The sequence below is a fragment of the Massilia aurea genome, assembly GCF_024753205.1.
GTDB classification, from domain to species: domain Bacteria; phylum Pseudomonadota; class Gammaproteobacteria; order Burkholderiales; family Burkholderiaceae_D; genus Telluria; species Telluria aurea.
In genome coordinates this window covers 21,845-46,021 of sequence record NZ_JANUGZ010000002.1, presented here as the reverse complement: position 1 = coordinate 46,021, position 24,177 = coordinate 21,845, and the positions used below count along the sequence as shown (strand labels likewise).

At 60.4% G+C, this 24,177-nt stretch carries 24 protein-coding genes and 1 tRNA gene; 14 read left to right on the top strand and 11 right to left on the bottom strand.

From position 1 onward, the window contains the following. Nucleotides 1–13: 13 nt before the first annotated feature. The 3 genes from purF to NX775_RS05870 all read left to right on the top strand — a co-directional run bounded on the left by purF (nt 14) and on the right by NX775_RS05870 (nt 3,620). Nucleotides 14–1,534: an amidophosphoribosyltransferase gene (gene purF / locus NX775_RS05880; protein WP_183555519.1), complete on the top strand. Its 1,521-nt coding sequence runs from the start codon at nt 14–16 to the stop codon at nt 1,532–1,534. A 2-nt stretch (nt 1,535–1,536) separates the two neighbouring features. After that, nucleotides 1,537–2,778 carry a cystathionine gamma-synthase family protein gene (locus NX775_RS05875; protein WP_258835151.1) on the top strand — a complete coding sequence of 414 codons (1,242 nt, stop codon included), beginning with the start codon at nt 1,537–1,539 and terminating at the stop codon, nt 2,776–2,778. Nucleotides 2,779–2,915: 137 nt separating this feature from the next. Then, nucleotides 2,916–3,620: a tetratricopeptide repeat protein gene (locus NX775_RS05870; protein WP_258835150.1), complete on the top strand. Its 705-nt coding sequence runs from the start codon at nt 2,916–2,918 to the stop codon at nt 3,618–3,620. 62 nt (nt 3,621–3,682) lie between these two features. On the opposite strand, the gene lexA is transcribed toward NX775_RS05870, so the two are convergent. Next, entirely contained in the window at nt 3,683–4,312 is a 630-nt protein-coding gene (gene lexA / locus NX775_RS05865) for a transcriptional repressor LexA (RefSeq protein ID WP_183555517.1), read from the bottom strand. A gap of 188 nt (nt 4,313–4,500) precedes the next feature. Further along, nucleotides 4,501–4,728 carry a DUF6289 family protein gene (locus NX775_RS05860; RefSeq protein WP_258835149.1) on the bottom strand — a complete coding sequence of 76 codons (228 nt, stop codon included), beginning with the start codon at nt 4,726–4,728 and terminating at the stop codon, nt 4,501–4,503. 223 nt (nt 4,729–4,951) lie between these two features. Between NX775_RS05860 and rpsF the strand changes: the two genes are divergently transcribed. The 7 genes from rpsF to NX775_RS05825 all read left to right on the top strand — a co-directional run bounded on the left by rpsF (nt 4,952) and on the right by NX775_RS05825 (nt 9,783). Beyond that, a complete protein-coding gene (gene rpsF, locus NX775_RS05855; protein WP_183555516.1) occupies nt 4,952–5,359 on the top strand; it encodes a 30S ribosomal protein S6 in 408 nt (135 codons plus the stop codon). Between the two features lie 37 nt (nt 5,360–5,396). Continuing rightward, a complete protein-coding gene (gene priB, locus NX775_RS05850) occupies nt 5,397–5,696 on the top strand; it encodes a primosomal replication protein N (RefSeq protein WP_258835148.1) in 300 nt (99 codons plus the stop codon). 28 nt (nt 5,697–5,724) lie between these two features. After that, entirely contained in the window at nt 5,725–6,015 is a 291-nt protein-coding gene (rpsR, locus tag NX775_RS05845; RefSeq protein ID WP_183555514.1) for a 30S ribosomal protein S18, read from the top strand. Between the two features lie 36 nt (nt 6,016–6,051). Beyond that, on the top strand, nt 6,052–6,504 hold the full coding sequence (gene rplI / locus NX775_RS05840; protein ID WP_183555513.1) for a 50S ribosomal protein L9: 453 nt from the start codon (nt 6,052–6,054) through the stop codon (nt 6,502–6,504). A 119-nt stretch (nt 6,505–6,623) separates the two neighbouring features. After that, a complete protein-coding gene (locus NX775_RS05835) occupies nt 6,624–8,012 on the top strand; it encodes a replicative DNA helicase (RefSeq protein WP_183555512.1) in 1,389 nt (462 codons plus the stop codon). 113 nt (nt 8,013–8,125) lie between these two features. After that, the gene (locus NX775_RS05830; protein WP_183555511.1) at nt 8,126–8,752 is read left to right on the top strand and encodes a DUF47 domain-containing protein; all 627 of its coding nucleotides are present in this window, start codon (nt 8,126–8,128) and stop codon (nt 8,750–8,752) included. Between the two features lie 20 nt (nt 8,753–8,772). Then, the gene (locus NX775_RS05825; protein WP_183555510.1) at nt 8,773–9,783 is read left to right on the top strand and encodes an inorganic phosphate transporter; all 1,011 of its coding nucleotides are present in this window, start codon (nt 8,773–8,775) and stop codon (nt 9,781–9,783) included. 87 nt (nt 9,784–9,870) lie between these two features. Here NX775_RS05825 and NX775_RS05820 read toward each other — a convergent pair whose 3' ends face one another. The 5 genes from NX775_RS05820 to NX775_RS05800 all read right to left on the bottom strand — a co-directional run bounded on the left by NX775_RS05820 (nt 9,871) and on the right by NX775_RS05800 (nt 14,540). Then, a complete protein-coding gene (locus NX775_RS05820) occupies nt 9,871–10,104 on the bottom strand; it encodes a hypothetical protein (RefSeq protein WP_258835147.1) in 234 nt (77 codons plus the stop codon). Between the two features lie 188 nt (nt 10,105–10,292). Continuing rightward, nucleotides 10,293–11,261 (bottom strand): IS1595 family transposase, encoded by a 969-nt coding sequence (locus NX775_RS05815; RefSeq protein WP_258835146.1) that lies wholly within the window; start codon nt 11,259–11,261, stop codon nt 10,293–10,295. 156 nt (nt 11,262–11,417) lie between these two features. Further along, nucleotides 11,418–13,256 carry a PhoH family protein gene (locus NX775_RS05810; RefSeq protein WP_258835145.1) on the bottom strand — a complete coding sequence of 613 codons (1,839 nt, stop codon included), beginning with the start codon at nt 13,254–13,256 and terminating at the stop codon, nt 11,418–11,420. Between the two features lie 256 nt (nt 13,257–13,512). Then, the gene (locus NX775_RS05805) at nt 13,513–13,980 is read right to left on the bottom strand and encodes a redoxin domain-containing protein (RefSeq protein WP_258835144.1); all 468 of its coding nucleotides are present in this window, start codon (nt 13,978–13,980) and stop codon (nt 13,513–13,515) included. 179 nt (nt 13,981–14,159) lie between these two features. Then, on the bottom strand, nt 14,160–14,540 hold the full coding sequence (locus NX775_RS05800) for an Mth938-like domain-containing protein (protein WP_258835143.1): 381 nt from the start codon (nt 14,538–14,540) through the stop codon (nt 14,160–14,162). 147 nt (nt 14,541–14,687) lie between these two features. Here NX775_RS05800 and NX775_RS05795 point away from each other — a divergent pair, with 147 nt between their 5' ends. The 4 genes from NX775_RS05795 (at nt 14,688) to NX775_RS05780 (ending at nt 19,538) form a co-directional block, all read left to right on the top strand. After that, entirely contained in the window at nt 14,688–15,911 is a 1,224-nt protein-coding gene (locus NX775_RS05795) for an aminotransferase class I/II-fold pyridoxal phosphate-dependent enzyme (RefSeq protein ID WP_258835142.1), read from the top strand. A 40-nt stretch (nt 15,912–15,951) separates the two neighbouring features. Then, nucleotides 15,952–17,271: a homoserine dehydrogenase gene (locus tag NX775_RS05790; protein ID WP_258835141.1), complete on the top strand. Its 1,320-nt coding sequence runs from the start codon at nt 15,952–15,954 to the stop codon at nt 17,269–17,271. Between the two features lie 214 nt (nt 17,272–17,485). After that, complete coding sequence (locus NX775_RS05785; RefSeq protein WP_258835140.1) at nt 17,486–19,372, top strand: MFS transporter; 1,887 nt, start codon at nt 17,486–17,488, stop codon at nt 19,370–19,372. Nucleotides 19,373–19,461: 89 nt separating this feature from the next. Beyond that, nucleotides 19,462–19,538 (top strand) — tRNA-Pro (locus NX775_RS05780). 258 nt (nt 19,539–19,796) lie between these two features. Here the strand turns inward: NX775_RS05780 and NX775_RS05775 are convergent. The 4 genes from NX775_RS05775 to NX775_RS05760 all read right to left on the bottom strand — a co-directional run bounded on the left by NX775_RS05775 (nt 19,797) and on the right by NX775_RS05760 (nt 24,102). Further along, on the bottom strand, nt 19,797–20,396 hold the full coding sequence (locus NX775_RS05775; RefSeq protein WP_258835139.1) for a DUF4114 domain-containing protein: 600 nt from the start codon (nt 20,394–20,396) through the stop codon (nt 19,797–19,799). 779 nt (nt 20,397–21,175) lie between these two features. Continuing rightward, the gene (locus NX775_RS05770; RefSeq protein ID WP_258835138.1) at nt 21,176–21,715 is read right to left on the bottom strand and encodes a serine acetyltransferase; all 540 of its coding nucleotides are present in this window, start codon (nt 21,713–21,715) and stop codon (nt 21,176–21,178) included. A 165-nt stretch (nt 21,716–21,880) separates the two neighbouring features. Further along, nucleotides 21,881–22,441 carry a DUF3391 domain-containing protein gene (locus NX775_RS05765; RefSeq protein WP_258835137.1) on the bottom strand — a complete coding sequence of 187 codons (561 nt, stop codon included), beginning with the start codon at nt 22,439–22,441 and terminating at the stop codon, nt 21,881–21,883. Further along, nucleotides 22,438–24,102, bottom strand: a complete 1,665-nt coding sequence (locus NX775_RS05760; protein ID WP_258835136.1) for a methyl-accepting chemotaxis protein — start codon at nt 24,100–24,102, stop codon at nt 22,438–22,440. The genes NX775_RS05765 and NX775_RS05760 overlap by 4 nt, the downstream gene beginning before the upstream one ends. Nucleotides 24,103–24,177 lie beyond the last annotated feature (75 nt).

Here is a 24,177-nt window from a genome sequence, read left to right as displayed (position 1 = left end):
TTAGGAGCACCTCATGTGTGGCATCGTCGGCGTCGTTTCGCAGTCTCCCGTCAACCAGCTTCTGTACGATGCATTGCTGCTCCTGCAGCACCGCGGCCAGGACGCTGCGGGCATTGCGACCAATCACAGCAGCATGTTCTCGATGTTCAAGGCTAACGGCCTGGTACGTGACGTTTTCCGTACTCGGAACATGCGTTCGCTGCAGGGCAACACCGGAATCGGCCACTGCCGCTATCCGACCGCAGGTTCGTCGAGCGAAGAAGAGGCGCAACCGTTCTACGTCAACGCGCCATTCGGCATCACGCTCGCGCACAACGGCAACCTGACCAACCAAGCCCAGCTCAGGGATGAGCTGTTCCGCAACGACCGCCGCCACATCAACACCGATTCCGATTCCGAGGTGCTGCTCAACGTGCTGGCCCACGAAATCCAGGAAGCGGCCGATGGCTTCTCGCTCGACGCCGACGCGATCTTCAAAGCGGTCGCTGTCGTACACCGCCGCGTGCGTGGCGCCTACGCTGTCGTTGCGCAGATCGCCGGCCATGGCATGCTGGCCTTCCGCGATCCGTTCGGCATCCGTCCGCTGTGCCTGGGCGTGAACGAAACCGAAAACGGCAACGAATACCTGGTAGCCAGCGAGTCGGTTGCTCTCGAGGGCCTGGGCTTCCGGTTCATGCGCGACATTGCGCCGGGCGAAGCGGTCTTCATTACCAACGATGGCAAGCTGTCCGAGCGCCAGTGCGCCGAGAACCCGTCGCTGAACCCGTGCGCGTTCGAATTCGTCTACCTGGCCCGTCCGGACTCGGTGATCGACGGCGCCTCGGTCTACGCCACGCGCCTGCGCATGGGTGAATACCTGGCCGACAAGGTGCTCAGTGAAATCCCGGTCGAAGACATCGACGTCGTCATGCCGATTCCCGATTCGTCACGTCCGGCTGCCATCCAGCTGGCGTTGAAACTGGGCGTGGAATACCGTGAAGGCTTCATCAAGAACCGCTACATCGGCCGCACCTTCATCATGCCGGGCCAGGGCATGCGCAAGAAGTCGGTACGCCAGAAGCTCAACGCGATCATTTCCGAATTCAAGGACAAGAACGTGCTGCTGGTCGACGACTCGATCGTGCGCGGCACCACCAGCCGCGAGATCGTGCAGATGGCCCGTGAAGCCGGCGCGCGCAAGGTGTACTTCGCGTCGGCCGCGCCACCGGTGCTGTACCCGAACGTGTACGGCATCGACATGCCGACCCGCGACGAGCTGATCGCCTACGGCCGCACGACCGAAGAAGTCTGCCGCGAGATCACCGCCGACCGCGTGATCTACCAGGACATCGACGCCCTCAAGCGTTCGATCTCGGACGTCAATCCGGCACTGAAGAACTTCGAGGCATCGTGCTTCGACGGCATCTACGTGACGGGCGACGTGACCCCGGAATACCTCGATCGCCAGGAAACGGCGCGTCACAATCCTGCTGCCAAGGATGAAGACCAGGTCCGTACCCAACTGAATCTGAACCCTGCCGTTCCAGCCGAGTAAGCATGAGCGAGAAAAAGACCTACGGCTTTACCACGACGATCCTGCACAACGACCGGCACAAGCCGATCGAGCACGGTTCGCTGCACAAGCCAATCCACACGTCGGTCGCGTTCGGCTACACGGATGCGCGTCAGCTGGCCTCCGTGTTCCAGGGCAAGGAGCCGGGCTTCCGTTATGGTCGCCAGGGCAATCCCACTATCAGCGCGCTCGAAGACAAGGTCAGCAAGATGGAAGATGGCGTCGCCACGCTGTGCTTCGGCACCGGCATGGCGGCCATCGGCGCGCTGTTCCAGGCGCTGCTCAAAGCAGGCGACGCCATCGTTTCGTCGAGCTTCCTGTTCGGTAACACGAACAGCCTGTGGCAGACGGTGGCGGGGCAGGGCGTCGATGTCGCCTTTGTCGATGCGACCGACGTGACCCAGGTCGAAGCGGCCTTGACGCCGAACACGCGCATGGTGTTTGTCGAGACGATCGCCAATCCGCGCACGCAAGTGGCGGACCTGGCCCGCATCGGTGAGCTGTGCCGTGAGCGGGGCATCCTGTACGTGGTCGACAACACGATGACCTCGCCATGGCTGTTCCGCCCGAAAAGCGTGGGTGCCGGGCTGGTGGTCAATTCGCTGACCAAGTCGATTGGCGGCCACGGCATTGCGCTGGGCGGCGCGCTGACCGATACCGGTCTGTTCGACTGGAGCGCTTACCCGAACATCGCACCGAACTTTCGCAAGCAGCCGGCGCAGGCCCAGGGCATGGCGCAGCTGCGTGCAAAGGCGCTGCGCGACTTCGGCGCCTCGCTTGGGCCAGAAGCAGCGCATCACATCGCCGTTGGCGCCGAGACACTGGCGCTGCGCATGACCCGTACCTGCGCCAATGCACTCGCGCTGGCCACGATGCTCGAGGCGGACGAGCGTGTAGCGAAGGTTCACTATCCGGGCCTGGCGTCGCATCCACAGCACGGCATCGTCACGTCGCTGTTCCGCGCCGGTGGTTCGCTGCTCAGTTTCGAGCTGCACGAGGCCATCGATCCGTTCGATTACCTCAACCGCCTGCGGCTGGCGATTCCTGCCTCGAACCTGGGCGACAACCGCACGCTCGTCATTCCTGTAGCGCACACGATCTTCTTCGAAATGGGCGCCGAGCGCCGCGCCAGCATGGGCATTGCCGAGTCGTTGATCCGCGTGTCGGTGGGCATCGAGGACACCGACGACCTGGTCAAAGACTTCCGTCAGGCGCTGGACGCGTAAGGCGGTGTTACCGCATGGCGTAAAGCCATGCAAAGAAGGCCGGCGCGATGCCGGCCTTGTCATTTTTACGGTTGAGTCCTGCTGTAAAAGGGGGCTATGATGCCCCATCGTCAGCTTGTCATTTTCTTCGGATGCCCATGAAACGTTTCCTGCTCTGCCTTTCTCTGACTATTGCCAGCACCGCCTATGCGGGCGAGCTGGAAGACGCCAACGCGCTGTTCGAAAAGAAGGATTACGCGGGCGCGCTCAAGCTCTACACCAAGCTGGCCAACGCCGGCAACCCGCAAGCGCAGCAGCAGCTGGGCCAGATGTACTGGTATGGCGAAGCGGGCACCGTCGACGAGGCGGCGGCCAGGGCATTGTTCGAGAAGTCGGCGGCCAAGGGCAACAAGGTCGCGGCCGAATCGCTGGTCGTCATGCAGCAGCGCGTGACCAAACGCGCCGAGATCGATTACTGGATCAAGGGCTATGACGGCGCCGAGTTGCAGTCGGGCGAATACCGCTGCCCGTCACCGCGCATCCCGGCGGTATCGAAGGTGAACGACGAGATCGATCGCGTCAACAAGCTGGTGACCGGCTGGCAGGATTGCTACAACAAGATGGTGACGAATCTGAATGCGCAGTCGCCGCTGACCAAGAAGATCCCGGCCGATATCGCCAAGCTGATGAACAAGCAGGAAGCGGACGCCTCGGCAACCTACCTGGAACAGGTGCGGCAGAATATCGCGGAAGGCGCAAAGGTCAATTCAAAGATGATCCTGGCGGATTTTGCAGCGTGGCGCACTGCCACTGAGGCATTCATCAACCAGCACAATGCGGTGGTGAAGAAGGCGTCGAACTGAGGGGGTAGGCAGGACAGGGCAGGGTACAGCAGGCGCCGGCCGGGGAGGCCGGCGCCGTTACATCAGTTCCAGCTACGCATCAGGCCGACAGCCAGGCCTTCGAGCGCGAATTCTTCGTCCGGCGAGACGGCAATGATGTCGAAGTCGGGGTTCTCCGGCAGCAGTTCGACCAGATCGCCCGTCTTGCGATAACGCTTGACCGTGACTTCGTCGCCCAGGCGCGCAACAACGATCTGCCCGTTCTTGGCGCTGTCGATTTTCTTGACCGCCAAAAAGTCGCCATCCATGATGCCGGCGTCGCGCATCGACCAGCCTTTGACCTTCAGCAGAAAATCCGGCCGCGCCGCGAACATGGCCGCGTCGACGTTGTAAGTGGCTTCGACGTGCTCTTGCGCCAGGATCGGATTGCCCGCCGCGACGCGCCCGACCAGCGGCAGCGACATGAACGACGGCGGCGGCATCGGGATCGCCTCGACGCTCGCGCCGATCAGGCGGATGCCGCGCGACGTGCCCGGCGAAATTTCGATGGCGCCCTTGCGCGCCAGTGCTTGCAAATGTTCTTCAGCCGCATTGGCCGAACGAAAACCCAATTCAGAAGCGATTTCAGCCCGGGTTGGGGGGAAACCGGTGTTCTCGATCGCTTCCTTGATCAGGTTCAGGATCTGTTCTTGCCGTGCAGTGAGCTTTAGCATAAATGTGTTACAGCAACCGGTTATGTATGTAACCTGTATTTTTGTACAGTATTCTCGCGCGCGCAAGGTGTATTCCAAAAAAATCGCAAAAAAAACCGCGACATCACGGCAAGCACCTGTAAAAGGCGCAAATCGGTGTCGCGGCTGCGTGTATTGGCGTGAATTACGTGCTGCTCAGAGTCCGATGCTTAGCAGTAGTCTTCTGCGGTAGTCACGACATACTGCGTCTGGATGCCGGATTTGATCGTTCGGCCTTGGCAGGTAAACTGCCTCCAGCCAACTTCTTGAGTGTATGTGTCGTCGGAATAATACGTCCAGGTCGTGCTGACTCCCGGACCAGCGATCACAGGCGTGGTAATTGCGCTCGACATGGCCAGTGCGGCAACGACGGCGAGAGAGGCGAGATGACGTTTCATGGAACTCCTCAATAAATTTGGATTGAACAACGCTCCTGGTGCGGCGGACACTGACGGCGAAGGTCGCTGCATGGACCATCATATGGCGACCGCCACCGGTCCTGTAGACCTGTCCTGATAGTTGCCATCAACGCCTGGACGGGTTATAATTGCCGGCTTTCCCTTCCCACACTCGTCTTGACGCCGAGGTGGGCATTTGTTAAACGTCCTCAAGGAGTAATGCATGCGTCATTATGAAATCGTTTTTATCGTCCATCCGGACCAGAGCGAACAAGTCCCGGCGATGATCGAGCGTTACAAGACCACGGTGACCAGCCGCGGCGGTAACATCCATCGCGTTGAAGACTGGGGCCGCCGCCAGATGGCGTACCAGATCCAGAAGCTGCCAAAAGCACACTACATCTGCCTGAACATCGAATGCGACAACGAGACCCTGGTCGAGCTGGAAACTGCATTCAAGTTCAATGATGCGGTTCTGCGTCACCTGACCGTCAAGCTGAAAAAAGCTGAAACCGCACCGTCGCCGATGATGAAATCGGTGCAGCGCGAAGACGCAGCCAAGAGCCACCGTGCCGAAGCCGCTGCGCCAGCAGCCGCTCCAGCCGCTGCGCCAGCGCCTGCTGCTGCTTAAGTTTTTCCCAGTTATTCGTAGTAACCAGTAACACCGGGTGCATAACGCAAACCACCTCCAGCTCATGGCGACCATCGCCGAGCGCGACGTACTGCGTTACACCCCGGCCGGTGTGCCAATCGTTTCAGCCGTTCTGATGCACGAATCGCAGCAGGAAGAGGCCGGAGTCGAAAGGTCGGTCGCGTTCGAAGTCCCCGCATTCGCCGCGGGCGAGATTTCGGGCAGGTTTGCCAGCGCCGAATTGGGCGCCAGCTACAGGTTCAACGGATTTCTTGCACGGAAAAATCGCAACAGCAAAGCCCTGGTGTTTCACATCATTGATTTCAGTGCCGCTTAACCCGGCAATTTAGATACAGGAGCCTCAAATGGCATTCGGTAAAAAGTTCGACAAAAACAAAGCGAAACTCAAAGAGAAGCGCAAACAGCAAAACCCGCTGTTCAAGCGCAAGAAATTCTGCCGCTTCACCGCCGCTGGCGTTGAGCAGGTGGACTACAAGGACGTCGACACCCTGAAGGACTTCGTCCAGGAAAACGGCAAGATCATGCCAGCACGTCTGACCGGCACCAAGGCGCACTACCAGCGTCAGGTCGACACCGCGATCAAGCGCGCACGCTACCTTGCGCTGCTGCCGTACACCGACCTGCACCACGGTTAATCGTCGGTCACGACAGTCAGACATCTGGAGATCACTATGCAAATCATTCTGTTGGAAAAAGTAGTCAACGTCGGCAACCTGGGCGACGTCGTCAAGGTCAAGGACGGTTACGCACGTAACTTCCTGATCCCACAAAAAATGGCCCGCCGCGCTACCGCCGGCGCCGTTGCCGAGTTCGAAGCCAAGCGCGCTGAACTGGAAAAAGCAGCAGCTGAAAAGCTGTCGGCTGCCCAGGCCGAAGGCGACAAGCTGAGCGGCATGACCGTCACCATCGGTCAGAAGGCCGGCGTTGATGGCCGTCTGTTCGGTTCGGTCACCAACTTCGACATCGCCGAAGCGCTGACCAAGCAAGGTTTCGCTGTCGAGAAGTCGCAAGTGCGCCTGCCGACCGGCCCTTTGAAAACCACCGGCGAATTCCCGGTTGCAGTCGCTCTGCACACCGACGTCGTGTCGGAAATCACCGTCGCCGTTGTGGGCGAAGCTGCCTAAGCACACGCCGTACATGTGCTGAGCACGCAGTTCTGAAAAAGCCGGGTTCGCCCGGCTTTTTTGCTTTTCGGCTTTCCAACCATGTCAGTCACAGGACTGGAAAAGGTATAATCCCGCCCATGAACGCAGCATCTCCAGATCCGCAACTCGACGCCCTGCGCATCCCCCCGCACTCCATCGAAGCCGAGCAATCCGTCATTGGCGGCCTGCTGCGCGATAACGCCGCGTGGGACCGTATCGCCGACTTCATGAACGCGGAAGACTTCTACCGCTACGACCACCGCATCATCTTCGAACAGATGGTGCGCCTGATCAACGGCGGCAAACCGGCCGACGTCATTACCGTCTACGAAGCCTGCAACCAGCTCGGCAAGGCCGATGACGTCGGTGGTTTGCAGTACCTGAACGCGATGGCGCAGAACACGCCGTCTGCCGCGAATATCCGGCGCTACGCCGAGATCGTGCGTGACCGCGGGATCCTGCGCAAGCTGATCACGGTGGCCGATGAAATCTCGGGCAATGCGTTCAACCCGCAGGGCAAAGAGGTCAAGCAGATGCTTGATGAGGCGGAGTCCAAGATCTTTGCCATCGCCGAATCCGGCTCGCGCGGCCAGCAGGGCTGGAATCCGATCCAGCCGCTGCTGACGCAAGTCGTCGAACGTATCGACGAGCTCTACAGCCGCGAGAACCAGGGTGAGATCACCGGCGTGCCAACCGGCTTCATCGACCTCGACCGCATGACGTCGGGCCTGCAGCCAGGCGACCTCGTCATCGTCGCCGGTCGTCCATCGATGGGCAAGACGGCGTTCTCGGTCAATATCGGCGAGAACGTCGCGATCGAGGCCGGTTTGCCGGTGGCGATCTTCTCGATGGAGATGGGCGGCACCCAGCTGGCAATGCGTATGCTGGGCTCGGTCGGCCAGCTTGACCAGCACCGCCTGCGTACAGGCCGCCTGAACGACGAGGATTGGCCGCGCCTGACGCACGCCATCCAGAAGATGAACGACGCCCAGCTGTACATCGACGAAACCCCGGCGCTGAACCCGATCGAAATGCGCGCACGCGCGCGGCGCCTGGCGCGCCAGTGCGGCAAGCTGGGCCTGATCATCGTCGACTACCTGCAGCTGATGCAGGGTAGCCAGCCGGGCGACAACCGTACCGCCGAAATCTCGGAAATTTCGCGTTCGCTCAAGGGCCTGGCCAAGGAGCTGCAGTGCCCGGTAGTGGCGCTGTCGCAGCTGAACCGCTCGCTGGAGCAACGGCCGAACAAGCGCCCCGTGATGTCCGACTTGCGCGAATCCGGCGCAATCGAGCAGGATGCCGACGTCATTATCTTCCTGTACCGCGACGAGGTCTACAACCCCGATTCGCCCGACAAGGGCACGGCCGAAATCATTATCGGCAAGCAGCGTAACGGCCCGATTGGCGCCATCCGTCTGACCTGGATCGGTCAGTACACCAAGTTCGGCAATTACAGCGGCAACCTGTCTGTGTATCAGGGTGACTAAATAACCATTTGTAGTAACACCAAGGCGGCCATTGATGTTTTAATGGCCGCCTTTACGCGTGGCCGCATTTTCGGCGCGACCGCGTAATCCCAGAGAGTCAATACGGAGAATCTATGTTTGGACGTTTCATGCCCACCGAGGGCAAGTTTTTCGATCTTTTCAATCAGCACGCCGCCTTGTGCGTCAAAGGGGCGCAGGAAATGGTCAGCCTGATGACCAATTTCGACGACCTCGAAACCCGCACCCATGCAATCGAGACGATCGAAAAGCAGGCTGACAAGATCACCTATGCCACGGTGGACCTGCTGCACAAGAGCTTCATCACGCCAATCGACCGCGACGACATCCACAAGCTGATCACGCGCATGGACGACATTCTGGACATGATGGAAGACGCTGCCCAGACGATTTCGCTGTACGACCTGCAAGCCGTGACGCCGGAAGCCAAACGCCTGGCCGAGCTGTGCCTGGCCTGCTGTCTGAAGGTGCAGGAAGCCGTCTCGCTGCTGCACAATATGGACAATGCCGCCAAGATGGTCGCGCTGTGCGAAGAGATCGACCGCCTGGAATCGGACGCTGACCACGTGATGCGCGCGGCGATGTCCAAGCTGTTCCGCGACGAGCCGGACGTGCGCAACCTGATCAAGATGAAGGCCATCTACGAGATTCTCGAAACCGTCACCGATCGCTGCGAAGACGTGGCCAACATCATCGAAGGCATCATCGTCGAGAACGCGTAAGCGTCGCGGCCTGCATAACCATGGATAATCTCAACATCAGCATCTACGTGCTGGGAATGCTCGTGCTCCTGGCACTGGTATTCGACTTCATGAACGGTTTTCACGATTCGGCAAACTCGATTGCCACCGTGGTCTCGACCGGGGTCCTGAAACCCCAGCACGCCGTCGCAATGGCGGCATTCTTCAACTTCATCGCGATCTTCGTGGTCAACATGAAGGTTGCCCAAACCATCGGCAAGGGCACGATCGACCCGCACGTGGTCGACCATTACGTGATCTTTGGCGCCCTGGTCGGGGCGATCTCGTGGAACGTCATCACCTGGTACTACGGCATTCCCTCGTCGTCGTCGCACGCGCTGATCGGCGGCCTGGTGGGCGCGGCCGTGGCCAAGGCGGGCACTGGCTCGCTGATCTCGGGTGGCCTGATCAAGACCGTGGCGTTCATCGTCGTCGCACCACTGCTGGGCTTTGTGCTGGGCTCGATCATCATGCTGATGGTGGCCTGGATCTTCGTGAAGTCCACGCCCAGAAAGGTCGACAACCTGTTCCGCAAGTTGCAACTGGTGTCGGCGGCGGCCTATTCGCTGGGCCACGGCGGCAACGACGCGCAAAAGACGATGGGCATCATCTGGATGCTCCTGATTGCCGCCGGTTATACGAGCGCGACGGCCGAATATCCGCCGGCCTGGGTGATCATCTCGTGCTACGCGGCGATCGCGTTCGGCACGCTGTTCGGCGGCTGGCGCATCGTCAAGACCATGGGCCAGAAGATCACCAAGCTCAAGCCGGTCGGCGGTTTCTGCGCTGAAACCGGCGGCGCGGTGACGCTGCTGCTGTCGAGCGCGTTCGGCATTCCGGTGTCGACGACGCACACGATCACCGGCGCCATCGTCGGCGTGGGCGCTGCGCGCAAGACCTCGGCCGTGCGCTGGGGCGTGGCAGGCAATATCGTGTGGGCATGGATCTTCACCATTCCGGCGTCGGCGTTCATGGCGGCAGTGGCCTGGTGGATCGGCACCAAGATCATGTAATCGTGGCTTGATCACCATTGAAAACGGCGCCGTTGGCGCCGTTTTCTTTTTGCTGATGCCGCGCCTCAGTGCTGCCACAGTGCTGCCTCAGTGCTGTGTCATTGCGCCAGTGCCGACGCTGGAATTTTTCATGTTCTCGCGCTCGACTTCGCTGACAGTGCCGGCATTGTTGGCCGTCTGACCCTTCTTGCGCGGCAGGTAGGTGCCGATCGGGGTGTAGCGCTCTTCCTGTGCCTTCGCTGTGCGTTCGCCGTCAGGGGTGGTACTGGCGCAGCCTGCCAGCAACAGCGCGGCAGCGGAGAGTGTAAAGATTGAAGTCAATCGAAAAGTCATGGCAAGAGGCTCGGGAAGATGGCTGTTCCATATCGACAGCCGCATCCAATTCTACGCCGGCCACGACCTGTGCGATCCTCGCAGAAATGACAGGTAATGGTGGGAGACACACACGCCGACAGGTCGTGTTACCGGCATAACGCAGACATGTTGCCAAAAAAAAGGCGCAGTCAGCATTATCTGTTGATGACGCTGATAGCAATGCGGAGCAATTGTGCTGGCGAAATGATCCGCTGGCCATCCAGCGCCCGGCACCAGCCCAGGTAATTGGGCAGGTAGCGCGATGCCACGCCATGAAAGCCCTGTAACCAGGCCTTGAAGCGGTGGTGGTAAGCGTTCACGTTCTGCACATGGATGGCAAGACTGCCCAGACGCCGCACACGCATACCTGCGCGCAGATTGACCGTCTCGTGCGCGATCCTGTGCTTTCGTGCAAAGGCGCGGTAGGCGGCATGGCTGTCACTGACCAGCAAGGCCTGCCTGTTGAGCCTGGGCAGCAAGTCACGGGCGAGTTGCGCAGCGGTGAGTGCGCCGCGGCCAGTGACGGCGTCGACCGTGCGTCCCTCGCGGTCGCGCGCGACTAGGATGCAGTCGAGTTCGCTGGAAATGCCCCGTTTGACCGCATGGCCGCCACGGTGGCGCGGTGGCCGATCGAGCGTGCGCGAACCCTTTTGTGATTCAAGCAGGAATGTTTCGTCAGCCTCGACGATGCCGTTGAGGACTGCGGGCCGGTCGAGCTTGACCCAATGCAGGAAGCGGTGGCGCCAGCGATAGGCGGTGTTGCGGTGTACGCCGACCCGATCTGCGGCCTTGCGGACGGGGAGTGAATCGAGCATCACCTGCGAATACGCGAGCCATTTGGCCTTGAGTCTGAGCCGTGCCAGCGGCGTGCCGGTCAGGTCGTTGAAGGTGCGGCCGCAGGCACAGCAGCGGTAGCGCTGCAAATCATTCGCGAACCCGTGCCGGTAGCAGCGCTCGTTGCCGCATCTGGGGCAGCAGCGGCCTGGCGCTCTGACCTCGCTGATGAGCGCGATCACTTGATCAAGTCCGGCTGCAGGATGCAGGGCGTCGAGCACTTGCCGGCGTTGCGGCTGGTTCAGCAAAAGCAGTTTTGCAAACCAGCCCTTGAAACGTGGCGCTTTCATGATCGACTCCTGACGCTGAGGACAGGGGTTGGACCACTGGACTGCTCGTCAGTTCAAAGCGAGTCTCTATTTAACGCTGACTGCGCCAAAAAAAACGCCCGCCGGTGAGGGCGGGCGTTGCGGGACAGCGCCTGCACGAGGCAGGCGGCAAAACGATTACAGCACGTCGCTGGCGTGATCGGCCAGGCGCGAGCGTTCGCCGCGTGCCAGCGTGACATGGCCACCGTGGTTCCAGCCCTTGAAGCGGTCGACCACATAGGTCAGGCCGCTCGAGCCTTCGGTGAGGTATGGCGTGTCGATCTGCGCGATATTACCCAGGCACAGGATCTTGGTGCCAGGACCGGCGCGCGTGACCAGCGTTTTCATCTGCTTGGGCGTCAGGTTCTGCGCTTCGTCGATGATGAGGAACTTGTTGACGAAAGTGCGGCCGCGCATGAAGTTGAGCGACTTGATCTTGATGCGCGAGCGGATCAGGTCCTGCGTTGCCGCGCGACCCCAGTCGCCAGCGTCGCCATCAGACTTCATCAGCACTTCGAGGTTGTCGTCGAATGCACCCATCCATGGCGACATTTTTTCTTCCTCGGTGCCTGGCAGGAAGCCGATGTCTTCACCGACCGGCACCGTCACGCGGGTGACGATGATCTCGTTGTAGAGCTTGGTTTCGAGCACTTGTGCCAGGCCGGCGGCCAGGGCCAGCAGGGTCTTGCCGGTACCGGCCTGGCCCAGCAGCGTGACGAAGTCGCACTCCGGATTCATCAACAGGTTCAGTGCGAAGTTCTGCTCGCGGTTGCGCGCCGTGATGCCCCACACATTGTTCTTGTTGTGGCTATAGTCACGCAGGGTTTGCAGTACGGCGGTCTTGCCGTCGATCTGCTTGACCTGGGCGTACAGCGGCGACTGGCCATCCTTCGGCTCCATGTAGACGAACTGGTTCGCCAGCAGGGTCGGAATCAAGGGACCGGTCACGCGGTAATAGGTCGCCGAGTTGCCGTTCTTGTTTTCCTGCCACGATTCGACGTCCTTGCCGTGCGTGTCCCAGAAATTGTCCGGCAGCTGGACGATGCCCGAGTACAGCAGGTCACTGTCTTCCAGCACGTGGTCGTTGAAGTAGTCTTCAGCCGGCAAGCCGATGGCGCGCGCCTTGATGCGCATATTGATGTCTTTCGACACCAGCACGATCGCGCGGCCCGCCTGCTGCTGTTCGAGTGCGCGCACGACGCCCAGGATCTGGTTGTCGGCTTTGCCTTCCGGCAGGCCTTCCGGCAGCGGCGCGCTTGTCAGGCGGGTCTGGAACAAGAGGCGTCCCTTGGCATCCTTGTTGCCCAGCTTGGACAGCGGAATGCCGGACTCGATCGCGTCGTCGTCGACGTTGGCGATCAGCGCGTCGAGCGTGCGCGACACCTGGCGTGCATTGCGCGCCACTTCGGACATGCCCTTCTTGTGGTTGTCGAGTTCCTCGAGCGTCATCATTGGCAGATAGACGTCGTGCTCCTCGAACCGGAACAGCGAGCTTGGGTCATGCATCAGCACGTTGGTATCCAGCACGAACACCTTGGTCAGGCCCGAACGGTCGGCCTTGCGGCTGGTGGACGACTTGACTGGCGCTTCCACGGGCTTCTGCTTGGCGGAATGCAGCTGTTCGGCATCCTGATCGCGCAGCTTGGCCGAGATCGGGGCAACGTTCGGTGCCTGAGGTGCAGCTTGGGGTGCAGCTTGAGGGGCAGCTTTTGGTGCAGCTTCGGGAGCAGCCTGCGGCTTTGCTTCGGCAACCGGCGCAGCACGCACGGGCGCTTGCGCGGCGGCGAGGGTGTCTTCGGCTTTACGGCGTGCACGCGACTTCGGCGTTGGCACGGCTTGACCGCTGATCAGGTCATCGACTTCAGGATCGGGCTTGGCCGAGATCGAACGCACCGGCGAACGACCAGGTTCGGCCTTGGGGTAATCTTTGATCAGCAACATGGTTGCTGGCTCATTCGGTATTTTTGGCAGTGGCATCAGGTTCTCAATCTAAAAAAAGTCTGGAAGACCGTGCGCGCGCGGGCCACATGGCGCTGGCGCACGAGATGACGCGACTAAACAGGGATAAGGGGAATTGCGGTTGAACTGTTGCAACACGGCCGAGCCGGGAAATGCGCCGGCCCGGCGGGCAACCGGGTGGGGGTAGTGCAGATGCAGGACAGGTTGAATTACAGGTCGACTCAAAATAAGTGGCAGCGATCCAGCAGGTTGAACAAACTGGAGCCATCCATTGTCAGGGCTGGCTCTTCAGAAATTCCAGCACTTCAGTCACATGGTCACTGACCTTCACGCCACGCCATTCTTTCACCAATCGGCCTTGAGCGTCAATGACAAACGTACTGCGCTCGACCCCCCGTACTTTCTTGCCATACATGTTCTTCATCTTCATGACGTCGAACTGCGTGCACACGGCTTCATCGGCGTCCGAGATCAGCTCGAACGGCAGGCCGAGCTTGGATTTGAAATTCTCGTGCGAGCGCAGCGAATCGCGGGACAAGCCGTAGATGTCGGCGCCCAGTGCCTGGAACTCGGGATACGCTTCGCGAAAGGCGATGCTCTCGGTGGTGCAGCCAGGGGTATTGTCCTTCGGGTAAAAGTACAGCACCGTGTACTTGGCGGGACGGCCGAGCAGTTCGAACGGTTTCTCGCCCGTCATCGGGGCGGTGAATGGGGCAAAGGTTGCAAGTTGGCTCTCGGCCACGGGTTTCTCCTGACGGTCGCAGCGCAGCTGCAGGTGACCCTCCCGGCGCGCCATGGCGGGGAGCGGCACCCCATGATAATCCGTCGGCGCTATCCGCCGCTAGTACTCTTGTGGGCAGAATCGCAATATTTAACCGGATTGAAACGTTTGCGGCCCCCTTGAACCGCTCTTGTAGCGATTCAGGCGGTGCGTTCGAGGATCAGGGCAAGCGTGACCTTGCGGCCTTCGCCCATCAGCACGTTGTAGGTGCGGCAGGCGGCGCCGTTGTCCATGCTTTCCACACCGATGTGCCGGCTCGACAGGCTGGTGACCAGGCGCGGATGCACGAAGCGCTGGCGCGCGCCGGTGCCGAGGATGACGACGTCCGGCGCATCCTGCGCCAGTTCATCGAAGTGGGCGGCGGTAAGCTGGTCGAAATCGGTGACGTTCCACGGGCGCGGCGGGACCTCGGGCAGCAGCGTCAGGCTGTAGTCGTAACGCTGGGCGTTGATCTCGACGCCGCTGGCATCGACGCCGGTGACGGTCTGGTATTGCTGGGTATTGTCGGAATGGAGCTTCATGGCGATAGGCGAAGTGGACGCTGGTAAGCGGTGACTGTGCGGATGCCCATTGTAACCGGATCGGCAAGGTTGCCTAAACCGTGCGCTTTGGGCAGAATGGGTATTTTTGCGCACTGCAACAGTGCAGGCGTTTTTCCAGGGGATACTGTGCGACCGATTGCCAAATCGAACAAGCTCGACGACGTCTGCTACGAGATCCGCGGACCGGCCCTGGAGCAGGCGCGCCAGATGGAAGAAGACGGCCAGAAAATCATCAAGCTCAATATCGGCAACCTCGCCGTGTTCGGCTTCGATGCGCCGGACGAGATCGTCAGCGACATGATCCGCAATATGCACGGCGCGGCCGGCTATACGGACTCTAAAGGCATGTTCGCGCCGCGCAAGGCGGTCATGCACTACACGCAAGAGAAAAACATCACCGGCGTGACGATCGACGACATCTACCTGGGCAACGGGGCGTCGGAACTCATCGTCATGTCGATGCAGGGTTTGCTGAACAATGGCGACGAGGTGCTGGTGCCGGCGCCCGATTATCCACTGTGGACCGCTGCCGTGAGCCTGGCCGGCGGCGCGCCGCGCCACTATATCTGCGACGAAGGCGCCGGCTGGATGCCCGACATCGCCGACATGCGCAGCAAGATCACGCCAAACACGCGCGCCATCGTCGTCATCAATCCGAACAACCCAACGGGCGCGCTGTATCCGCGCGAAGTGCTGCTCGAGATCATTGAGCTGGCGCGCCAGCATCAGCTGATCATCTACGCTGACGAAATCTACGACAAGACGCTGTATGACATGGCCGAGCACGTCTCGATGGCCTCGCTGGCCGACGACGTGCTGTTCGTGACCCTCAATGGCCTGTCGAAGAACTACCGTTCGTGCGGCTACCGCGCCGGCTGGATGGTGGTCTCGGGCGAAAAGCGCCATGCCAAAGGCTATATCGACGGCCTCAACATGCTGGCCTCGATGCGCCTGTGCGCCAACGCGCCGGGCCAGTTCGCGATCCAGACCGCGCTGGGCGGCCACCAGAGCATTAACGACCTGGTGGGCCCGGGCGGGCGTCTGCTCCGGCAGCGCGATCTTGCCTATAAATTGCTTACCGATATACCGGGCGTGTCCTGCGTGAAGCCAAAAGCTGCGCTCTACATGTTCCCGCGCCTCGATCCGAAGATGTACCCGATCACGGACGACCAGCAGTTCATTTGCGAACTGCTGACCGAGGAAAAAGTGCTGCTGGTGCAAGGCACCGGCTTCAACTGGATCGCCCCGGACCATTTCCGGCTGGTGTTCCTGCCTAATTCCGACGACCTGACCGACGCTTGCGGACGCATTGCGCGCTTCCTCGACGGTTACCGACGGCGTCACGCCTGATCCAGCGCGTCGCGCCCAGACCTCACGAGAAACAGATTTTATGAAACCGATTCAAGTTGGCCTGCTGGGCATCGGCACCGTTGGTGCCGGTACCTTTAACGTACTCAAGCGCAATCAGGAAGACATCCGCCGCCGCGCCGGCCGCGGCATCGAAGTGACGATGGTTGCCGCGCGCAATACCGAGCGCGCACGCACGGTCACCGGCGATGGTGTGGAAGTCGTCAGCGATCCGTTCGCCGTGGTGAACCATCCCGATATCGACATCGTCGTCGAGCTGATCGGCGGCTACGAGCTGTCGCGCGAACTGGTGCTGCAAGCCATTGCCAACGGCAAGCATGTGGTCACCGCCAACAAGGCGCTGGTGGCGCTGCACGGCAACGAGATTTTCGCCGCCGCGCAAGAGAAGGGCGTGATCGTCGCGTTCGAGGCGGCCGTGGCCGGCGGCATCCCGATCATCAAGGCACTGCGCGAAGGCCTGACTGCCAACCGCATCGAATCGGTGGCCGGCATCATCAACGGCACCACCAACTTCATCCTGTCCGAGATGCGCGACAAGGGCCTGGACTTTGCCACCGTGCTGGCGCAGGCGCAGGCGCTGGGCTACGCCGAGGCCGATCCGACCTTTGACATCGAAGGCGTGGATGCCGCGCACAAGCTGACCATCATGTCGGCGATTGCCTTCGGCATCCCGGTGCAGTTCGACAAGGCCTACGTGGAAGGCATCAGCCAGTTGCAGGCAGTGGACATCCGCTACGCCGAACAGCTGGGCTACCGTATCAAGCTGCTAGGCATCACCCGCCGCACGACGACTGCCGCCGGCGAAGGCATCGAGCTGCGCGTTCACCCGACGCTGATCCCGGCCGCGCGCCTGATCGCCAATGTCGAGGGTGCGATGAATGCCGTGCTGGTGCATGCTGATGCCCTGGGCGTCACGCTGTACTACGGCAAGGGCGCCGGCGCAGAGCCGACCGCATCGGCCGTGATCGCCGACCTGGTCGACGTGACGCGCCTGGCCACCGTCGACCCATCGGGCCGCGTGCCGCACCTGGCGTTCCAGCCAAACCAGATGAGCGACGTGGCGATCATGCCGATGGCCGACATCACGACCAGCTACTACCTGCGCGTGCACGTGCAGGATCAGCTGGGCGTGATGGCCGACCTGACGCGCATCCTGGCCGACGGCAATATCTCGATCGACGCCGTGCTGCAGAAAGAGCCGGGCAACCAGACCGATATCGACATCATCATGCTCACGCACCAGACGCAGGAGAAGAGCATCGATGCGGCGATTGCCAGGATCGAGGCGATGCCGGCCGTGATCGGCAAGGTCACGCGGATTCGCCTGGAGTCGCTGGGCTAAGCAGCGCAGCACCATCGGGTGGCCGCTTTGCTTGGGGTCACCCGCATCATGCGGGCAGGGTAGTGCTGCGTGATTCTTCCAGGCTGTTTCGTATCGCCGGCCACGACCTCCGGTATCAGATGCGAATACGCAAGCATGAATATGAGAAACATGCTTTGTTCGGCCGTGCTTGCCGTTGTACATTACGGCATCCTAGTCACCCGAGCCCTCCAGCATGCGCCAACCGAGCCAATTTTCCCTGCTGACCCAGCGCCGTTTCGCCCCCTTTTTCTGGACCCAGTTCCTGGGCGCGTTCAACGACAACCTGTTCAAGACGGCGCTCCTGGTCGTGATGACCTATGACGCGCTGAACTGGACCACGCTCGACCCCTCGCTCATCAACAACCTGATTCCCGGCCTGTTCATCCTGCCGTACGTGGTGTTCTCCGCCACGGCCGGCCAGCTCGCCGACAAGTTCGACAAGGCCCGGCTCGCGCGCATCGTCAAGATCGCCGAAATCGCGATCATGCTGGTGGCCGGTATTGGCTGGATGACGCACAACTTGTGGCTCTTGATCGCGGCCGTGATCGGCATGGGCATGCACTCGACGCTGTTCGGGCCTGTCAAATACGCCTACCTGCCGCAGAATCTGAAACCGGATGAACTGGTCGGCGGCAATGGCGTCGTCGAGATGGGGACGTTCGTCGGCATCCTGCTGGGCGAAGTGGCCGGCGCGGTGCTCGTTGGCCGGCCGAACGGTATCATGCTCGTGGCTGGCGCGACGGTGCTGTTCGCCGTGCTGGGCCTGCTGGCCAGCTGGCGCATCCCGCCATCGCCGGCGCCAGTGCCCGAGCTGCGCATCAGCCGCAACATCATTGCCGAATCGTGGCGCAACCTGGCGTACTCACGCAAGAACCGCACCGTGTTCCTGTCGATGCTCGGCAACTCGTGGTTCTGGTTCTATGGCGCGCTGTTGCTGGCCCAGTTTCCCGTGTTTTCCAAGGATTACCTGCGCGGCGACCACAGCGTGTTCGTGCTGCTGCTGACCGTGTTTTCGCTTGGCATCGGCGCCGGCTCGCTGCTGTGCGAACGCCTGTCGGGCCACAAGGTCGAGATCGGTCTGGTGCCGTTCGGCTCGATTGGCCTGTCGATGTTTGGCATCGACCTGTATTTCGCCAGCTCGAGCTTCACGGCGGGCACGGCGATCGTCGACTGGCTGGCGCTGCTGGGCCAGCCGGGCGCCTTGCGCATCCTGTTCGACCTGGTGATGATCGGCGTGTTCGGGGGCCTCTTCATCGTGCCGCTGTTCGCGCTGATCCAGACGCGCTGCGACCAGAAACATGTCTCGCGCACGATTGCCGGCATGAACATCCTGAATGCGATCTTCATGGTGGCCTCGGCCGGTGTGGCGATCCTGCTGCTGGGGCAGGGCTTCACGATTCCGGAACTGTTCCTGACCACGGCGCTTCTCAATGCGGTGGTGGCGATTTACATCTTCTCGCTGGTGCCGGAATTCCTGATGCGCTTTTTAGCCTGGATCCTGATCCACACCGTCTACCGGGTGCGCATGATCGACACCTCGCACATCCCGGCCGACGGCCCGGCGGTACTGGTCTGCAATCACGTGAGCTACGTCGACGCGATCGTCATCAACGCGGCCAGCCCGCGCCCGATCCGCTTCGTGATGGACCACCGCATCTTCAAGACGCCGTTCCTGCGCTGGATTTTCCGCGCGGTCAATGCGATCCCGATTGCGCCGGCCAAGGAAGACCCGTGGACGATGGAAAAGGCCTTCGTCGACATCGCCCATGCACTGCATGATGGCGAGCTGGTCTGCATCTTCCCGGAAGGGCGCCTGACCAAGACGGGCGAGATGAGCGAGTTCCGAAGCGGCATCACCAAGATCGTCGAGCGCAACAAGGTGCCGGTGATTCCGATGGCGCTACGCGGCCTGTGGGGTAGCTGGTTCACGCGCGACCAGGGCAATCTGTTCGGCCGGCGCGTCGCGCGCGGCATGCGCTCGCAACTGTCGCTGGCAGTGGGCACACCGGTGGCGCCGGAGCTGGCGACGCCGGAGTATCTGCAGCAGCAGGTCATGACGTTGCGCGGCGAGTGGAAGTAAGCGCAAGTCAGCGCCGGGCCATACCGCCGCGATGGGTATGGCAAAATCGCAAGATTTTTTTTGTGGCTCTGATATAATTATTGACTAGTCGGGGCGTAGCGCAGCCTGGTAGCGTACGTGCATGGGGTGCACGGGGTCGGAGGTTCGAATCCTCTCGCCCCGACCAATAGATTCAACGAGTCAGGCCAGCCGAAAGGTTGGCCTTTTTCGTTTCTGAAGCTTTTATATCCCTTAGAAATACTTTTGCGCATCACTCAACTGTCATGACGCAGCGCTGGCACCGGCCAGTGCAGGAAGAGCCGGTGTGAGTATGATGATCCAGGGTTAACGAAAGCGGAAAAGGCTGCTCGACGATGAGCAGCCTTAAGAAATAAATCATGACAGCGCTATTCGCAGCCGCTAGACGGTATATAACAATCGTTAATTACACACTGCGCTGTTTCTTGCGACGGCTCGTCCCGAGACCCAGTAAACCGAGCCCGAGCAAGGCGACGGATGCAGGCTCAGGAACTTCCGAGACATTGGCGAAAACAAAACTTACATCATTGTAATTAAAGTCACCCCCATTATTCAGATCTTCGAACGCGACGTACGTCCCGGCGATCATATTTGCATCACCAGCGTAGTAAGACGAGTAGACATGGTTGACAAAGTCGCTATTCAGGTTGGTTTGGGAATACCAAGGGCCAACATTGCCCGGTACAAGATTTCTGAGAACGAATACCAGGACGTCGCCTTGAACAACAGGCCCGAAGTCGAATGACTGACCATATGTCGATGTCTGATTGTTCAGTCCGTATAGCCCGGTTGCTACACCATTGACAAGCATGGACACTTCATTCGTATAGGTCGCTGCTCCCGCCCCGGCAAAATAGCCTGTCACACTGCCGGTTGATGCTGCAGTAAATGTATACACTGCGGCGTTTTGCGTGCCGACTGGTGAATACGGGATTGGCGCAGCCTGAGCAATACCGCACGTTACCAAAGCAGCTGCCACTGACAGTTTAGCAAACAAGTGTTTCATTACTGTTCCCCAGTTGTTGGATGAGCTTTTTTAGTATGCAATAACTGAGCCACATGAATGAAATCCTTTATTTACAATGGTTTGTAAATACAGCGCGTTTCCGATGCGTACTTGTGTAAATTTTACCGACAAAATCAAAGAAGATTTATTTCACTTGGTGAACCATAGTTAATTTAATGCATCTTTTTAATTTTTCAGATATCGCGCTAAGTAATATAAGGAAATTTAATTTTAAGGATAGAAATTATTTTGCGCGGAATGATATTCCCGCATAGCATCGAGTATTTTTCGCTATGGTGGCCGTACTAACTACTTGTTTATCTATCTTATCTAAGGTGGCTGACGATTCTCATCGATGAGTCATTTGCGCTTCCTGTTCAAGCCTGTGCCCCGTGGCGAGAAAAACACTGTGATCCTGGGCAGCAGCAGTGATTTGCCGCAGGGCTGTTCCGCGACGCCGAGGCGCCCGATTGCAGGTGTACCAGCGTGCTCACGGGATAGATGCCCAGACATTTGACGAGCCAGCAAACACGGCCTCGTTGAATTGCCCGGCGCGGGCCCATTCGGCCATGCCGCAGCGAATTGGTCGGGCACCAGCCCTCTTTGCAGGGGTGGTTCGACGTGATGGCGTTGTACACATCGCAGACCGCGCCCATGCGCGCGTACAAGCCCAGCTCGTCACCGGACAACCAATGCCTGGGTGCAGTTTTTTATGCGCGTGACACGTGACGAGTGCCGATTGAACTTCAGGAAGAATGCATGGACCTGACCCTGCGCGATCAAGCCGGAATGGCTGGCTTTGCCGGGACGTCCACCTGAGGCTGGAAAACCAGGCGCGCAGGTGCGCCCACTGCAGTACTGCCATCCGGCATATCCGTCAGGACGACTGACATGGCACCGATGCGGCAGTTGTTGCCAATTTTGACGCTACCCAATATTTGCGCATACGCGCCGATCTCGACATCATCACCAAGAATGGGCACGGGACCATCGACATGGCGGTTACCAATCGTGACCCCTTGGCGCAGCGTACAATTTGCGCCGATCTTCGTATCGGGATGAATAAAAATACTGCCGAAGTGCCAGATCCGCAGGCCTGGACCAATCTTGGCAGATTTCGGCAGGCTGACGCCCGTCGTCGTCTCGACCACACGAAAGGCCAGCCAGTACAGCGTCGTCTGAAACTTTTTGCTGGGGCCTGCAGACCGGAGGTCAATGCGGCGTCCTTGACGATACAGCCACACCGCCCAAATCGATTGTTCCTTCAGGAATGGTCGCCGCATACCGTACCGAACCAAATCACATTGCCAATCATTCATTTCGTCCCCAGAATCATTATTCGTATTAGTTAAATTATAACTAACGTTTACTCCTGAGAATCTATCGAATTACATCAGCCGGGAATGTCGTTTCAGTTGTTACGCTTGATATGGTTTGATACCATTCACGGCGCCTTCGCGACGCCATCCCCAAGCCGGTACCCGTCAATGTCCCGCAAGCCCCACTCGGCAGCGTTCTCGCATCCAACAATGGCATCGCGCGCGTCCGGCGCGCCCAGACAGTGCGCCGGAGTTGCGCAGCACCGAGGCGGCGATGGATTCGACCATCGGCATGGCATCGCGCACCTCGACCGCGCAGCCCATGCGCGCCTCGTTGAACATGTCGAACAGGGCGCGCTTCGACTGGTCGAGCAGCACGGCGGCGCGGCCGAGTTCGTCCGCCATCATGGCGCGCGGGGCAGGGCGGAAGCGAAAGGCGGTGTCGTCTGCAGCGCGCGCTGTGGCCGGCGCCGTGGCGTTCGTCTCCGGCGCGGGTTCGACATCGAGTCCACGCCCGGTGTCGATCCAGGCTTCGACAGCGCGACTGGTCGCAATGCGCTCGAGTTGCGCTGCCGATTCGATCAGGAAGGACGATTGCCAGAATGGCGTGTCGATCCACGCGCAGCATAGTTGTTCCACATACATTCCTGGCCGTAGCTGCTTGACGGCGACTTTCTTCAGACCGGCACGCGCGGCCGGCGCGGCTTGCCGACCGTTCCAGATCATGGCAGGGCCAGCTGCAGTGCGGTGGCGCGGTTGACGCCCGCAGAACGGCGGGGCGGTGTCGCTGGCATGGACGCTGGCGCTGCACTGCGGGCCAGCTTGAACACGGCCAGCGCCTGGACAACCTTGAGCGTCTGTTCCTGCAGGGCAGCAGCAGCAGCGGCCGATTGCTCCACCAGGGCGGCGTTCTGCTGGGTCACGCCATCCATTTGCGTGACGGCGTCATTGACCTGGCCAATGCCCGCGACCTGTTTGCGCGAAGCGGAGGCGATTTCGTTCATCAGGCCGCTGACCTTGCGCACGGCTGCCTGCACCTGCTGCGTGGTTTCCCCGGCGCGCACGGCCAGGGCGGCGCCGGCCTCGACCTTGCTGATCGAGGCGGCGATCAGCCGCTTGATTTCCTGCGCCGAGGTATTACTGCGCTGTGCCAGATTGCGCACTTCGCTGGCGACGACGGCAAACCCGCGCCCCTGTTCGCCGGCGCGGGCCGCTTCGACGGCGGCATTCAGGGCCAGGATATTGGTCTGGAAGGCGATGCCTTCGATGATGCCGATGATGTCGCCGATCTTGCGCGACGCCTCCGAGATCTCGTCCATCGTGGCAATGACTTCGCCGACGATGAGTCCACCGCTCACGGCTGTGCCATCAGCGGCCTCGGCCATGGTGCTGGCCTGGCCGACGCTGGCGCTGTTTTGCTGGACGGTCGAGGCCAGCTCTTCCATGCTGGACGCGGTTTCTTCGAGCGCCGAGGCCTGGGACTCGGTACGTCCCGACAGATCCATATTGCCGGTCGCGATCTCCGCAGTCGCTACGCTGATCTGCTGGAAGTTGGTGCGCACGTCGCCCACGATGGACTGCAGGTTGACGCGTAGCTGATGCATGGCCCGCATCAACTGCCCCATTTCATCTTGCCGGCTGCTGCTGAATTCGACGCTCAGGTCGCCGCCCGCCATGGTCTGGCAAGCCTGGCGCGATACCTCCATTGGCCGCAGCAGCGTCGCGTGTAACGCGTACCAGAAGTAGAGCAACGACACGCCAGCGACTCCGGTCAGTATGCCGAGCGGTGTTTCGAGGTGGGGAAACCGGACTGCACCGTCGAGGAGGTGAAAGCCCATCAGCACCAGCAGCATCGCGCACTGGCCCGTCAAATTCAGCGCGATGCGGCCGCGCAGCGTCATATGGGCTGCGGCCGCCAGCCAACCGCGCAATCCGGTCGCGCGCACCACGCCTTGCTGAAGACGGATATTACCGGCGGTACCCGCCTTGAGATTCCGATACAGTTCGGCAGCCGCCGTGATCTGGGCCCGCGTCGGCTTCGTGCGCACCGACATGTAGCCGACGGCCTTGCCGTTTTCCATGACCGGGGTGGCGTTGGCCATCACCCAGTAGGCATCGCCGTTCTTGCAACGGTTCTTGACCATCCCAGTCCAGGATCGTCCCGCGCGGATCGTGGCCCACATATCGGCAAACGCCTCGGCCGGCATATCGGGATGGCGCAGGATGTTCTGGGGCGCGCCGATCAGCTCCTCCTCGGTATAGCCGCTGATGGCGATGAAGTACGTGTTCGCGTACGTGATGTTGCCCTGCAAATCCGTGGTCGAGACGATCGTTTCGGTGTCACTCAGTTCGATTTCGACATCGGTAACCGGAAAATTATTGCGCATGAAACACTCCTGCTGGAAGGTGTGGCGGGCATGGCGGGCCCCTGTTTAATTCGTACCAGCAACAATTCTATGTCA